Below are 13,763 nucleotides of genomic sequence, written 5' to 3'. Positions count from 1 at the left end.
CGGGGGTCAGCGCAGCTCCTTGACCCGGATCAGGTTGCCGGCCGGGTCGCGGAAGGCGCAGTCGCGTACCCCGTACGGCTGGTCGATCGGCTCCTGCACGACCTCGGCGGCGCCGGCCTGCACCTTCTCGAAGGTGCCGTCGAGGTCGCCGGTGGCCAGCATGAGCCAGCCGTAGGTGCCCTTGGCCATCATCTCGGCGATGGTGCGGCGTTCCTCGTCGGTGACCCCCGGGTCGACCGCCGGCGGGGCCAGCAGGACGGACGTGCCGGGCTGGCCGGGCGGGCCGACGGTGATCCAGCGCATCCGTCCCGTCCCCACGTCGTTGCGGACCTCGAAGCCGAGGATGTCGCGGTAGAAGGCCAGCGAGGCGTCCGGGTCGTCGTGCGGCAGGACGCAGGTGTCGATGGTGAGATCCATGCCGATCACGCTAGGTGATGACCGGGGCGGGTGCTTCTCGATTCCTGACCGGCCGGGTCACCTGTCTGGTCAGGCACGGCGGCAACTGCGCCGACCCCTGCGCCGCCAGCGCCCGGTAGCTGCTCGGTGGCATGCCGACCAGCTCGGCGAAGCGGGTGCTGAAGGTGCCCAGCGACGAGCAGCCGACCGCGAAGCAGACCTCGGTGACGCTGAGGTCGCCCCGGCGCAGCAGTGCCATCGCCCGCTCGATCCGCCGGGTCATCAGATAGGAGTACGGTGACTCGCCGTAGGCGCGGCGGAACTGCCGGCTCAGGTGACCGGCCGACATGTGCACGCCCCGGGCGAGCGCCTCGACGTCCAGCGGTTGGGCGTACTCGCGGTCGATCCGGTCCCGCACCCGGCGCAGCCGGGCCAGGTCACGTAGCTGCTGGTCGGGGGCGGATCTGCCGGTCATCCCGTGATCGTGCCAGGTCCCGCCGGCCGACGTCGGCCACCCCGGGGCGGGTCGGGCACGGGGAGTCAGTGGATGCGGCGGCCCCGGGCGTCGGGCACCCCGGACTTGCGGAAGAAGTACGTGTTGACCTGGTCCCGCCACTCGGTCGCGCAGCGCAGCTGCTCGGCGAGGCGTTCGGTGACCCGGTCGTGCACCGCCGGGTCGATCATCCCGGCCAGCCCGGCCCACCGCTCCCGCATCGCCTCCACCTCCGCCACCCCGGCGAAGTGGGTGTCGTAGATGTGCTGGATGACCGTGACGCCGCTGTGCAGCACGTGGGAGTACGGCACGTGGTGGAAGAAGAGCAGCAGCTCGTCCGGGCACCGCTCCAGCGACTCGTACAGCTGCGACCAGGGCGGCGGGTACTGGCCGGCGAAGCCGGTGCCGGTCGCCCGGGTCCGGTCCACCCCGACGCCGTCGCGGTCGGCGAAGTGGTAGGTGCCCCACCGGCTGTACTCGTAGCCGTCGACGCCGGGCCCGTAGTGGCCGGCCGGGTTCACCATGAAGCCGACGCCCAGCGGGGCGGTGTACCGCTCGTAGGTGCGCCACGAGTCGTCCAGCACCGCGTGCAGCGTCTCGCGGACCAGCGCCGGGTCGCCGAGGGTCGACGCCGGGAAGGTCAGGTCGATCCACTCGTCGAGGAGCGCCGCCGGGTCGAGCTGGGGGTCCCAGGCCAGCCGGCCGAAGGCGTACAGGTTGGCCTGGGCCAGCGGGTGCCCGCACCAGAACGGGTCGTCGCCCACGTTGGCCACGGCCACCAGGTCGCCGCCCCGGCGGGGTCCCGGGCCGGGCACGTCGGCCAGCACGTCGGCGACGCTGCGTTCGGCCGGCCCCCACGGCCGGAACGCCAGCACCTCGTGCCACCAGGGGGCCAGGTAGCAGGCGTGCCACTGCTGGCCGGTGTACTCCTGGGTCACCTGCAACTCCACCGCCAGCCGGGTGGCCGGCATGGCGGCGATCACCGGCGAGACCGGCTCGCGGGGCTGGAAGTCGACCGGGCCGAACTTCACCTGGAGGACGACGTTGTCGGCGAACCGCCCGTCCAGCGGGGCGAAGTGGTCGTACGCGGCGCGGGCCCGGTCGGTCGTCCGGTCCCGCCAGTCCTGCCGGTGGTCGTAGACGAACGCCCGCCAGTGCACCACTCCCCCGTGCGGGGCGAGCGCGGCGGCCAGCAGGTTCGCCCCGTCGGCGTGGTCGCGGCCGTAGCTGAACGGGCCGGGCTGCCCCTCCGAGTCGGCCTTCACCACGTACCCGCCGAAGTCGGGGATGCGCGCGTAGACCCGGCGGGTGGTGGTTTCCCACCAGTCGCGCACCTGCTCGTCGAGCGGGTCGGCGGTGGGCAGGCCGCCGAGGACGACGGGGGCGGCGAAGGTCACCGACAGGTGCACCCGCACGCCGTACGGGCGCAGCAGGTCGGCGATGCCGGCCACGTCGTCGAGCCGGTCGGTCAGCAGCAGCGCCTCGGTGGGGCCGACGTTGACGTTGTTCACCGAGATCGCGTTGACCCCCGTCGAGGCGAGCAGCCGCCCGTACGCCCGCAGCCGGTCCCGGTCGCCGCGCGGCCCGCCGTCCCGCCAGAAGATCGACCCACCGGCGTAGCCCCGCTCCACCTGCCCCATCACCGGGTGCACCGCCACGTTGTCCCAGTGGTCGAGCATCCGGCGGCGCAGCGCGGGCCGGTGGGTACGCGCCGGCTGTTCCCCGGTGAACGCGGCCTCGCCGAGGCGGACCAGGTGGAACAGCCCGTAGAGCAGCCCGGCCGGCGCGTCGGCCAGCAGCACCGTGACGTCGTCGACCCGGGCCGACCGGAAACCCTCGTCGCCCAGCGGCCCGCCGTCGGAGTCCGCGGCCTGCGGCACCGCCGGGGGCAGCGGTCCCCCGCCACGCAGGGCCAGCACCAGGTCGACCGGCCCGGCCGTCGCGGTCCCGGCGGCGGTCCGCTCCACCCGCCCGCCGTGCCGGGCGCAGGCGCGGGCCACCTCGTCGTGGACCGTGTCGACGAGCGGGCCGTCGCCGTGCACCAGCACCCGACGCGCGCCGAGCGCCCGGAACGCCTCCGGCGGCAGCCACGCCGGGTGCGGCGGCGGTTCCCCCGCCCCGGTGGCGGTGGCCGGGGCGGTGCCGGTGGCCGGGGCGGTGCCGGTGGCCGGGGCGGTGGCGGGGCTGGTCATCCGGTGAAGTCCTTCCGCACGAGGTCGGTCATCGGGGTGGTGATCCGCAGGTACGCCAGGACGAACGGGCCGGCCAGCAGCACCGGCAGCGCCTCGGAGACGAGCACGGTGAGCGCCCCGGCGGCGGCCAGCAGCAGGGCGGTGCCGATGGTGACGGCGGGCGTGCGGACCAGGAAGTACAGCGCCAGCCGGAGCACGTCGCGGGTGCGGAAGGTGAACAGCGAGGCGATCACCAGCGCGTTGCCGCCGACCAGGGTGACCGCGACCCCGATCACGAGCAGCGGCACCGCCCAGCCGGTGGGGACGCCCGCGACGGACAGGTGGGTGAGGTTGACCGCGATGACGGTCAGCCAGAGCAGCAGCGGCACCCAGATCCGGAGCACCTGCGCGAGGTTGGCCCGGTAGCCCTGCCGGAACCGGGCGGCGGGCCGCAGGTCGGTCAGGTCGGGGCGCTGGTGGTGCAGGGCGTACAGGGCGGCGGAGACGGCGGGACCGACCGGGAGCAGGCAGAGCGCCACCAGCGGCAGGTTGCTGGCGTCGCGGCCGAGCAGGAGCACCGGGACCAGGCCGGGAAGGGTGGTGAGGACCAGCAGGAAACCGACGACGAGCACGGTGTACACCGTGGCGGCGGCCCGCGACAACGGGCCGTCGCCGACCTCCCGCCAGGTCTGCGCGCTCACGACCGCTCGTCCCGGTCGGCCGACGGAGGGCCGCCGAGCAGCCGGGTGCCGTCCCACCACGGCGGGGTCTCGTCGCGTACCGCCGCCAGTTCGACGAGGGTGACCTCGTGCCGGGCCAGGTCGAGGTCGAGGTCGACCCGGCCGGCGGTGATCGGCAGGGCGCGGTGGGAGCGGGCCGGCTCGGCGGCCTCCCGCAGGCTGTCGAGCTGCCCGGGGCGGGGGGACCGGGGGCGCCCCATCTCGCTCCAGGCCGTCCAGGCGTTGCCGGCGTCCTCGCTGACCGAGGAGCGCAGCAGGAAGGCCGAGGTGACCTCCCCGCCCGTCGTCGTGGCGGACGCCACCGGCACCGACAGGGCCAGCGGGTGCCGGTCGGGCACCGGGTGCAGGCCGGTCACGTCCACCGGGGCCCAGGCCAGGATGGCGACGCGGCCGTCGGGGTGCCGGGTGACCAGGTGGTCCGCGCCCCGGGCGAGCACGTCGCCACCGAGCCGGGCCAGGAACGCGTACAGGTGGTAGGTGGGCTTCTTGATCTGGCGGTGGGTGAGCAGGCCGAACCCGCCGTGGAACAGCGCGGTCGGCACCCCCACCTCCTCGAACACGTCGCTGAACGTCCAGTACGAGAAGGAGTCGACCAGGTCGCCGCCGGCCGCCAGCACCGGCGCGAGGTAGGCCGCGTGGAAGGCCGTGTCGTGGATCGGGTTGTCCGGCCGGTAGGAGGAGTTGAACTCGGTGATGTGCACCGGCAGGTCGGCCAGCGCGGTGCCGTACAGGTGCCGGCGCGGGGCGGCGAACTGTTCCAGCAGAGACGACGCCGGGGACAGCGTCTGGTGGGTGCCGAACGGCACGTGCTGGGCGGGGCCGGAGGTGTAGGCGTGCCGGCTGACGAAGTCGACAGGCACGTCGTGCGTGGTGACGAAGTCGGCGAAGGGCTCCCACCAGTCGTCCGCGCCGGGCGAGATGGCCGGGCCGCCGACCTGCAACCCGGCGTCGACCTCCTTGACCGCGTGCGCGGTCACCTCGTAGAGGCGGTGGTAGGCGTCGCGGTCGGCGCCCTGCCAGAAGTCCGGCAGGTTCGGCTCGTTCCACACCTCGATCGGCCAGCCGCGCACCTCGTCGAGGCCGTACCGGTCGACCAGGTGGGCCACCGTGGCGCGGACCAGGTCGGCCCACTCCGACCAGCAGCGGGGCGGGGTGACGTTGCCCTGCCACCAGAACACCGTCTGCTCGCCGGAGGCCAGCCCCTCGGGCATGAAGCCCAGCTCCACGAAGGGTCGGATGCCCAGCCCGAGGTAGGCGTCGACGACCTGGTCGACGTACGTGAAGGAGTGGTGCACCCGGCGTTCGTCGCCGTGCCGGTAGGGGCGGTGCACGCCGACGCCGTCGCTGAGCAGGCCGTGCCCCCGGATGTGCCGGAACCCGATGTCCTGCTGGATCAGGGCCAGCGAGTCCTGGTAGTCGCGGCGCAGGGCCAACTCGAACCGTCCGGTGCCGACGCACTGCCGCCAGGCGTCGGTGAGCCGCCCCACGGGTCGGGCGGGAACGGTGATCCGCATCGTGGTGTCCTCCGGTGCTCGCCGGTCCGGTGCCCGGCCCGGCCGGAACCCGCTGCGGGTTCCGGCCGGGCCGGGTCGGTCAGCCGTTGTCCTTCTCGAACCGCTCGTGTGCCTTGTTGACCAGGCCGATGTACTGGTCGGCGTTCTTGGCCTTCAGCTCACCGACGTAGGCGTCCCACTCGGTGAGGGGCCGCTGGCCGAGGATGAACTTCAGCGTGTTCTGGACGACGTGGTCCTTCAGCGGGGTCTCCCAGAGCGACGCCTGCTCCCGCTCGGAGTCGGTGAGCGGGGCCGGCGGGTCGACCGGCAACGGCGTCCGGGCGTTCATCACCTTCTGGAACTCCATCTCCTCCGGGGAGAAGAACGACTGCACCAGGTCGAGCTTGCCGCCGTAGGAGAACACCCCGTTGCCGAAGCCGAAGTCCTTCTGCAGGTGCTTGCTGCCCTTGGGGTTGAGCCCGATCATGTCGACGTCGGGGTTGAGGGTGTACTTGCCGGCGGCGTCCTTGGTGTAGGTGGTGCCCTCGACGCCCCACTTGGCGAATTCCTCGCCGGCCTCGGAGTAGTACAGCCAGTCGATGAACTGCATCATCGCCACGAAGTTCTTGCTGTCCCGGGCCTTCTTGGAGATCATGATGCCGTTCTCCAGCCGGCTGGCCGGGTTGATCTCGCCGGCCGGGCCGACCAGCAGCGGGATCTTGGTCAGCTTGGCGTTCGGCAGGGTCTTGGCCAGGTCGGGGCGGTAGTCGTTGACCAGGCTCTGGGCGTTGCTGCCGATGACGAAGGACTTGCCGTTGGCGAGCTTCTGCCGGGCCTGCTCGTCGGTCTGGGTGAAACTCTCCGGGTCGAGCAGCTTCTCGGCCACCAGCTTGTTGAGGTACACGATCACCTGCTTGTACTGCTCGGTGGCGCCGGTGTAGACGAACTTCTTCGCCGCCGGGTCCCAGGTGGCGGGGTTCCAGCTCCAGCCGGTCCGGATGCCGTGCGCGGCGCCGACGATGCTCAGCAGCTCACCGCCCGGGTTCGGCTTGCTCCACCGGTCCGAGTACGGGTACGAGTCGGGGTAACGCGCCTTCATCGCCTTGAGCACGGTGTACAGCTCGTCCCAGGTCTTGGGGATCTGGAGGTTGAGCTGCTGGAGGATGTCGGTGCGCACCGCGATCGAGTACTCCGCCCACGGCTTCTCGTGCAGGCCCGGGAGCAGGTAGAACTTGCCGTCGGACTGCCGCAGCGTGTCGAACTCCGGTTGGAGGTTCCACTTGGCGATCTTGTCCTTGAGGTTGGGCATCAGGTCCAGGTAGTCGCTCACCGGGAGGATCGCGCCGGAGGAGACGAAGGCGTTCTCCGCCGGGTGGTACGTCTTCGGGATGATCAGCGGGGCGTCGCCGGCACCGATCAGCAGGCTGCGCTTCTGCTCGTAGTCGCTCAGCGGCACGGCCACCGGTTCGAGCTTGACGTTGGTCCGCTTGGTCAGCTCCGACCAGAACAGCCAGTCGTCCTTGAGCGGGTAGTTCGGGTGGTTGTTGTAGAGGATGGAGAAGGAGAGCGGCTCGGTGGCCTTGAACTGCGTCCCGAGAGCGTAGTCGGCCATCGCGCCGGCCCGGTTGCCGTCGAGGTTCTTGGCGTCCGGGGCGTCGTCGGAGCAGGCCCCGACGAGGGTGAGGGTGAGCAGCCCGGCAGCGGCTATCGCCACGCGGCGCCACGTCCTGTGGAACATGGCTCGTCCTTTCGGTCAGGTGGGGTGTGGGGTGCAGTGGGTGGAGCGGTCGGCCGGGCTACCCCTTGACCGCGCCGAGCATCACGCCGGACACGAAGAACCGCTGGATGAAGGGGTAGACCGCGAGGATCGGCAGGGTGGTGAGCACGATGGTCACGGACTGGATGGTGGCCGCCGCCTGCACCGCGTCGGACTCGGCGACCCCGCCGGCGGACTGCGCCCCGGTCGCCCCGGCGATGAGGTTGCGCAGGTAGACCGTGACCGGGAACAACTCCTGCTGGTCGAGGTAGAGGAACGCGGTGAACCAGGAGTTCCAGAAGGACACCGCGTAGAACAGCACCATCGTGGCGATGATCGCCTTGGACAGCGGCAGCACGATCCGCAGCAGGGTGCCGTACGTGCTGAGCCCGTCGACGGCGGCGGCCTCCTCCAACTCCACCGGCAGGCTCTCGAAGAACGCCTTCATCACCAGCAGGTTGAACACGTTGATCGCGTTGGGCAGGACCACCGCCCAGATGCTGTTCTTCATGCCCAGGCTGGTGACCAGCACGTAGTTGGGGATCAGCCCGCCGGAGAAGAACATGGTGAACACTGCGATCCCGACGAGCACCCCCCGCCCCTTGAGCTGGTGCTTGGACAACACGTACGCGTAGCAGGTGGTCAGCACGATCGAGATCGCGGTGGCGACGACGGTGTAGACCACGGTGTTGCGGTAGTTCGTCCAGAACATCGGGTCGGACATCACCAGCCGGTAGGCGGTGAGGTTGAAGCCCTGCGGGACGAGGTTGACCTTCCCGGCGATGATCGGCGCCTCGTCGCTGAGCGACCGGGCCACGATGTTGACGAACGGGTAGAGCGTCACGACCACCACGAGGGTCAGCACCACCGCGTTGACCGCCTGGAAGATCCGGTAGCCCCGGGTCGGGCGGATGCCCCGGCGGCGGCGGGACGCGGGGCGGGGCGCCGGGGTCTTCGGGCCGGCCGTGCCGGGGGCCACGGTCACCACAGGCTCGTCCCCACCGTACGGCGGGAGATGGTGTTGGCGCCCAGCACCAGGACCAACCCGATCACCGCCTCGAACAGGCCGATCGCGGCGGCATAGCTGAAGTTGCTGGACTCGAAGCCCATCCGGAACAGGTACGTGGAGATCACGTCGGCGGTCGGGTAGGTCAGCGGGTTGTACAGCAGCAGGATCTTCTCGAACCCGACCGCCATGAAGGTGCCGATGTTGAGGATCAGCAGGGTCACCATCGTCGGCCTGATCCCGGGCAGCGTGACATGCCAGGTCTGCCGCCACCGGTTGGCCCCGTCGATCCGGGCCGCCTCGTAGAGGTTCTCGTCGATGGTGGTGAGCGCCGCCAGGTAGAGGATCGTCCCCCAGCCGACGGTCTGCCAGACCTCCGAGGAGACGTAGACGGCGCGGAACCAGCCGGGCTGTTGCAGGAACGGCACGGCCTCCCCACCCACCCCCCGGATCACCTGGTTGACCGAGCCGTCCATCGACAGCAGCTGCATCACCATCGCCGCCACGATCACGATGGACAGGAAGTGCGGCAGGTAGGACACCGACTGGACGAACCGCTTGAGCCGGCGGGCCCGGACCTCGTTGAGCAGCAGCGCCAGCACGATCGGCAGCGGGAAGCAGAACAGCAGGGTCAGCGTGCCCAGCACCAGGGTGTTGGTGAACACCTGCCAGAAGGTGGGGTCGGCCAGGAACAGCCGGAAATACCGCAGGCCCACCCAGTACTCGCCGAGGATGCTGCCGCCGGGGCTGAACCGGCGGAACGCGATCACGTTGCCGATCATCGGCAGGTAGCGGAAGACCAGGAAGAACAGCAGCGGCAGGACGGCCAGCGAGTAGAGCTGCCAGTCCCGGCGCAGGGCCCGTCGCCAGGGGTGCCGGCGACGCCGGACCGGGGCGGGCGTCGCCGGGGCCGGTGGCGGCCGTAGCGTCGGGGATGTCATCCTCGGCCTCCTATCCGGCCTGCGGGTCGGTGCCGGCGGACTCGACCCGTACCGCCGTGAGCAGGTGTCGTCGTGCGCCGACCTGCCGTTGCCCGCCGGTCAGGCGCAGCAGCAGGGTCGCCGCGGTGTCGCCGCTGGAGCGACCGAAGCGCAGCTCGACGTCGCCGGGTTCGACGATGCGCCGGCCGTCGCGCCCGGTGAACGAGGCGACGTCGGCGGGCACGGTGAAGCTGACCCGCGCCGCCGTGCCGGGGTCCAGCGGCACCCGGGCGTAGCCGACCAGCCGGACCACGGGTCGGGTGGTCTGCGCCACCGGGTCGTGCAGGTAGAGCTGCACCACCTCGGTGCCGGGCCGGTCGCCGGTGTTGCGCACGGTGATCCGTACCGTCGTCTCGCCGTCGACCGGCCAGGCCGGCGGTCCGCCGGTCTCCCCCGCGCCCGAGGCCACCGGGTCGGACCAGGTGAAGGTGGTGTAGCCCAGCCCGTGGCCGAACGGGTACGCCGGGGTGGGGTCGATCGAGGACACCTCGGAGCGACGGCCCAGCGGCGGGGTCAGGTAGGTGCCGGGCAGGCCACCGGCGTCACGCGGGACGCTGACCGGCAGCCGGCCGGACGGGTTCACCGCGCCGGTGAGCACCTCGGCGAGCGCCTGCCCGCCGCGCTGGCCGAGGAAGAACGCCTGGACGACGGCCGCGGCACGCTCGTGGTCGGGGCCGAGCGCGTAGGGCCGGCCGGTCATCAGCACCAGCACCACCGGGGTGCCGGTGTCGAGCACGGCCCGGACCAGGTCGGCCTGGACGCCGGGCAGCCGCAGGTCGGGCGCGTCGCAGCCCTCGCCGGAGGTGCCCCGGCCGAACATGCCGGCGCGGTCGCCGACGGCGAGCACGCAGACGTCGGCCTGCGTGGCGGCGGTGACCGCCGCCGCGATGCCCGAGGTGTCGTCGCCGGTGATCGCGCAGCCCGGCTCGTGCACGAGGCCGGGAACCAGCCGGGTGAGTTCGTCGCGCAGCGAGGGGATCTCCAGACCCAGCCCGTGCTCGGGGTGGCGGACCCCGACGTGGTTGGGGAAGGAGTAGCAGCCGAGCAGGGCCATCGGGTCGTCGGCGACCGGACCGACCAGGGCGACCCGCCGGCCGGGGGCCAGTGGCAGCACGCCGTCGTTGCGCAGCAGCACCACCGACTCGCGGGCCAGCCGCAGGGCGACGTCGCGGCTGGTCTCGTCGTCGAGCCGCAGGTCCGCCGCGTCCTCGGGCAGTTCCTGCCAGTCCTCGTCGAGCAGCCCGAGTTCGATCTTCTGGATCAGCACCCGGCGCAGCGCCCGGTCGATCAGCGCCTCGTCGATCTCGCCGGCCCGCACGGCGGCGACCAGCGGTTCGCCGAACGCGTCCACGGTGGGCAGTTCCACGTCGATGCCGGCGTGCAGGGCGAGCCGGGCGGCGTCGGCGGCGTCGGCGGCCACCCCGTGCAGGGTCTCCAGGAAGCGCACCGCGAAGTAGTCGGCGACGACGGTGCCGGTGAAGCCCCACTCGTCGCGCAGCAGCCCGGTCAGCAGCCCCTCGTCGGCCGCGGCGGGCAGGCCGTCGATCTCGGCGTACGAGTTCATCACCGAGCGGGCCCCGCCGAGGCGCAGGGCCATCTCGAACGGCGGCAGGATGACGTCGGCCAGTTCCCGGGGGCCCATCGACACCGGGGCGAGGTTGCGGCCGCCCCGGGAGACGGAGTAACCGGCGAAGTGTTTGAGGGTGGCGACGATGCCGGCGCGTTCCAGGCCCCGCACGTACGCCGCCCCGGTGGTCCCGACCAGGTACGGGTCCTCGCCGATGGTCTCCTCGGTGCGCCCCCAGCGGTAGTCGCGGGTGACGTCGAGCACCGGGGCGAGTCCCTGGTGGACCCCGGCGGCCCGCATCGAGCGTCCGATCCGGCCGGCCATCTCCTCGACCAGTTCCGGGTCGAATGAGGCGCCCCAGCCCAGCGGGGTGGGGTAGACCGTGGCCCGCCAGGCGGCGAAGCCGGTGAGGCACTCCTCGTGCACCTGGGCGGGGATGCCGAACCGGCTCGCGGCGGCGATCTGCGCCTGGGAGGCGGCCAGCGAGCGGGCCCCGACCACGGGGTCGACGGGTGCGGTGCCGAACGGGCGGGTCAGCTGGCCGAGCCCGTGCCGGATGATCGTGCTCCACGGTGGCGCGCCGTCGATCATGTCGGCCTGGTGCGGGGCGACCCCCTCGCCGGAGGCTTCCGCGCCGACCCAGACGCCGACGAGCTGGGCGATCTTCTCCTCCAGCGACATGAGCGGGACCAGTGCGTCGGCCCGTTGCGCGGGTGAGCGTCGGGGGTCCCGCCACGGTTGGGTTCCGCGGGGTGCCGGGCCGTCGTCGACGGGCACCTGACTTCTCATGCCACACCCCTCACCTTCGACACTCCCCCTCCCGCGCCCGCCGGGACAGGCAGCACGCGACGGCGGGGGGATCGAAAATTTCGTAAACAGCGCGTTACCTTTTTCGGGCAACTTAGGAGGCATTGCCGGCGCATGTCAAGGGCCTCAATTGGGATATGTAACCGCACTACTCCCGGAAAGGACATTCACCCCCGTCAAAATCCTCGGGCACTGTCGAATCCCGGTTTCGAACCGAACGTGCTAGAGTTCTCCGAAACTTTCGGACGTGCCTGGTGAGGCTTCGATGACCGCGTCCCGCCCGCTCACCCCACAGGCCTCGGCCACGATCGCCACCATCGCCGAGGAGGTCGGCGTCTCCGTGGCGACCGTCTCGAAGGTGCTCAACGGGCGGGCGGACGTCGCCGCCGAGACCCGGGCGCGGGTCGAGGAGAGCCTCGAACGCCACCGGTACCGCCGCCGCATCCGCCGGCAGTCGCCCGGGATCGACCAGATCGACCTGGTCTTCCACGAGTTCAACTCCGGCTGGGCGATGGAGATCATGAGCGGGGTCGAGGCGGTGGCCTCCGCCGCCGGGCTGGGCATCGCCATCTCCCAGCTCGACGGGGCACACCGGCCCGCGCCCCGCCGGCTGGACGCCCTGGTCGCCCGGCGTCCGCTGGGCCTGCTCTTCGTGCTCTGCCACCCGACCCCGCCGCAGCAGCTCATGCTGGCCGAACACCGCATCCCGTTCGTGGTCGTCGACACCGACAGCGCCACCTCGGCGTCGGTGCCGACGGTCGGCTCCAACAACTGGAACGGCGGCCTGCTGGCCACCCGGCACCTGCTGGAGCTGGGGCACCGCCGGATCGCCGTCATCTCCGGGCCCCGCGACGTGCTGTGCAGCCAGGCCCGCGCCGCCGGCTTCCGCTCCGCGCACGACGAGATCGGCCTGCCCGTGGACGCCGACCTGGTGCGCTACGGCAGCTTCTACGTCGACGGCGGGCACACCCACGGCCTGGAACTGCTCGCCGGGCCCGACCGGCCGACCGCGATCTTCGCCGGCTCCGACCTGCAGGCCATCGGCGTGCTCCGGGCCGCCCGGCGGCTCGGCCTGCGGGTCCCCGACGACCTCTCGGTGATCGGGTACGACGACCTGCCGGTCGCCGGCTGGACCGACCCGCCGCTGACCACCGTGCACCAGCCCCTGCGGGACATGGCCGGCACCGCCACCCAGATGCTGCTGGAGCTGGCCCGGGGCGCGACGGTGGCGACCAGCCGGATCGACCTGGTGACCGAGCTGGTCGTCCGGGAGAGCACCGCCCCGCCCGCCACCACCCGTCTCTGAGCAGCCGAGGAACCCATGACATCCAACGAGGACCTGCGGCGGTACACGCCGACCGTCGTCGAACCGGCCGACTTCGACCGGTTCTGGCGGGACACACTCGGCGCGGCGCGGGACCGGCCGGTGCTGGTCGACGTCCGCCCGCACCGCACCGACCTGCGACTGGTCGACACCTGGGACGTCACCTTCGCCGGTTTCGCCGGTGACCCGGTGCGGGCCTGGTACACCCGCCCGGCCGGGGTCGACACCGCGCTGCCCGCCGTGGTCGAGTACGCCGGCTACGGGCGTGGCCGGGGCCTGCCGCACGAGCGGCTCACCTGGCCGGTGGCCGGGTACGCGCACCTGCTGATGGACAACCGGGGCCAGTCCGGGCTGCACGGCGCGGGCGACACCCCCGACCCGCACGGCGCGGCCGGCGGCCCGTGGCCCGCCACCTGGGGCATCCTCGCCCCGCACGACTACCACTACCGCCGGCTGATCACCGACGCGGTCCGCGCGGTCGACGCCGTCCGCGCGCTGCCCGGGGTGGACCCGGCCCGGGTGGCCGCCGTCGGCAACAGCCAGGGCGGCGGGCTCGCCCTGGCCGTCGCCGGCCTGTGCGACGACCTCGCGGCGTTGCTGAGCACCGCGCCGTTCCTCTGTGACGTCCAGCGCGGGATCGAGCTGACCGACGCCGCCCCGTACGGCGAGATCGCCCGGTACCTGGCGGTGCACCGGCAGGTCGAGGAGGCCGTCCGGCACACGCTGTCCTATGTCGACGGGGTGACCTTCGCCCGGCGGGCCACCGCACCCGCGCACTTCGGCATCGGCCTGCGCGACGACGTCTGCCCGCCGAGCACCGGCTTCGCCGCCTACAACCAGTACGGCGCGGCCAACGGCCGGCCCGGAACTCCCCCGCGCACGCTGCACACCTACCCGTTCAACGGTCACGAGGGCGGCGAGGCGTGGCAGGTCGAGCGGCAACTGCGCTGGCTCGACCCGCTGCTGCGCCCGGCCACCGACCACGGGACCCGGTGACCGGCGGGCGGTGACCGACGTGCCGGGGACGGGG

At 72.3% G+C, this 13,763-nt stretch carries 11 protein-coding genes; 2 read left to right on the top strand and 9 right to left on the bottom strand.

Annotation, left to right across the window (positions count from 1 at the left end; all coding sequences use genetic code 11):
* Window positions 1-6: 6 nt before the first annotated feature.
* The 9 genes from FJK98_RS15230 to FJK98_RS15190 form a co-directional block, all read right to left on the bottom strand.
* Window positions 7-417: a VOC family protein gene (locus FJK98_RS15230; protein ID WP_145919606.1), complete on the bottom strand. Its 411-nt coding sequence runs from the start codon at window positions 415-417 to the stop codon at window positions 7-9.
* A 10-nt stretch (window positions 418-427) separates the two neighbouring features.
* The gene (locus FJK98_RS15225) at window positions 428-871 is read right to left on the bottom strand and encodes a helix-turn-helix transcriptional regulator (RefSeq protein WP_145919605.1); all 444 of its coding nucleotides are present in this window, start codon (window positions 869-871) and stop codon (window positions 428-430) included.
* A gap of 65 nt (window positions 872-936) precedes the next feature.
* Entirely contained in the window at window positions 937-3,081 is a 2,145-nt protein-coding gene (locus tag FJK98_RS15220; RefSeq protein ID WP_145919604.1) for an alpha-glucuronidase, read from the bottom strand.
* Complete coding sequence (locus tag FJK98_RS15215; RefSeq protein ID WP_145919603.1) at window positions 3,078-3,761, bottom strand: DUF624 domain-containing protein; 684 nt, start codon at window positions 3,759-3,761, stop codon at window positions 3,078-3,080. Before FJK98_RS15215 ends, FJK98_RS15220 begins: the two co-directional genes overlap by 4 nt.
* On the bottom strand, window positions 3,758-5,314 hold the full coding sequence (locus FJK98_RS15210; RefSeq protein WP_145919602.1) for a xylan 1,4-beta-xylosidase: 1,557 nt from the start codon (window positions 5,312-5,314) through the stop codon (window positions 3,758-3,760). Before FJK98_RS15210 ends, FJK98_RS15215 begins: the two co-directional genes overlap by 4 nt.
* A gap of 79 nt (window positions 5,315-5,393) precedes the next feature.
* The gene (locus tag FJK98_RS15205; protein ID WP_145919601.1) at window positions 5,394-7,031 is read right to left on the bottom strand and encodes an extracellular solute-binding protein; all 1,638 of its coding nucleotides are present in this window, start codon (window positions 7,029-7,031) and stop codon (window positions 5,394-5,396) included.
* A gap of 58 nt (window positions 7,032-7,089) precedes the next feature.
* Complete coding sequence (locus FJK98_RS15200; RefSeq protein WP_228543734.1) at window positions 7,090-8,034, bottom strand: carbohydrate ABC transporter permease; 945 nt, start codon at window positions 8,032-8,034, stop codon at window positions 7,090-7,092.
* The gene (locus FJK98_RS15195) at window positions 8,031-8,996 is read right to left on the bottom strand and encodes a sugar ABC transporter permease (protein WP_145919599.1); all 966 of its coding nucleotides are present in this window, start codon (window positions 8,994-8,996) and stop codon (window positions 8,031-8,033) included. Before FJK98_RS15195 ends, FJK98_RS15200 begins: the two co-directional genes overlap by 4 nt.
* Before the next feature lie 10 nt (window positions 8,997-9,006).
* Window positions 9,007-11,391: a glycoside hydrolase family 3 N-terminal domain-containing protein gene (locus tag FJK98_RS15190; RefSeq protein ID WP_145919598.1), complete on the bottom strand. Its 2,385-nt coding sequence runs from the start codon at window positions 11,389-11,391 to the stop codon at window positions 9,007-9,009.
* Between the two features lie 283 nt (window positions 11,392-11,674).
* On the opposite strand from FJK98_RS15190, the gene FJK98_RS15185 reads away from it, so the two are divergent.
* Together FJK98_RS15185 and FJK98_RS15180 are read left to right on the top strand one after the other, a co-directional pair.
* Window positions 11,675-12,715, top strand: a complete 1,041-nt coding sequence (locus FJK98_RS15185; RefSeq protein ID WP_145919597.1) for a LacI family DNA-binding transcriptional regulator — start codon at window positions 11,675-11,677, stop codon at window positions 12,713-12,715.
* Between the two features lie 15 nt (window positions 12,716-12,730).
* The gene (locus FJK98_RS15180) at window positions 12,731-13,729 is read left to right on the top strand and encodes an acetylxylan esterase (protein ID WP_145919596.1); all 999 of its coding nucleotides are present in this window, start codon (window positions 12,731-12,733) and stop codon (window positions 13,727-13,729) included.
* The last annotated feature ends 34 nt before the right edge of the window (window positions 13,730-13,763 follow it).

The sequence above is a fragment of the Micromonospora sp. HM134 genome, from assembly GCF_007833915.1.
In the GTDB taxonomy this organism is placed as follows: Bacteria; Actinomycetota; Actinomycetes; order Mycobacteriales; family Micromonosporaceae; genus Micromonospora; species Micromonospora wenchangensis.
This window is presented reverse-complemented; position numbering and strand designations above follow the sequence as displayed.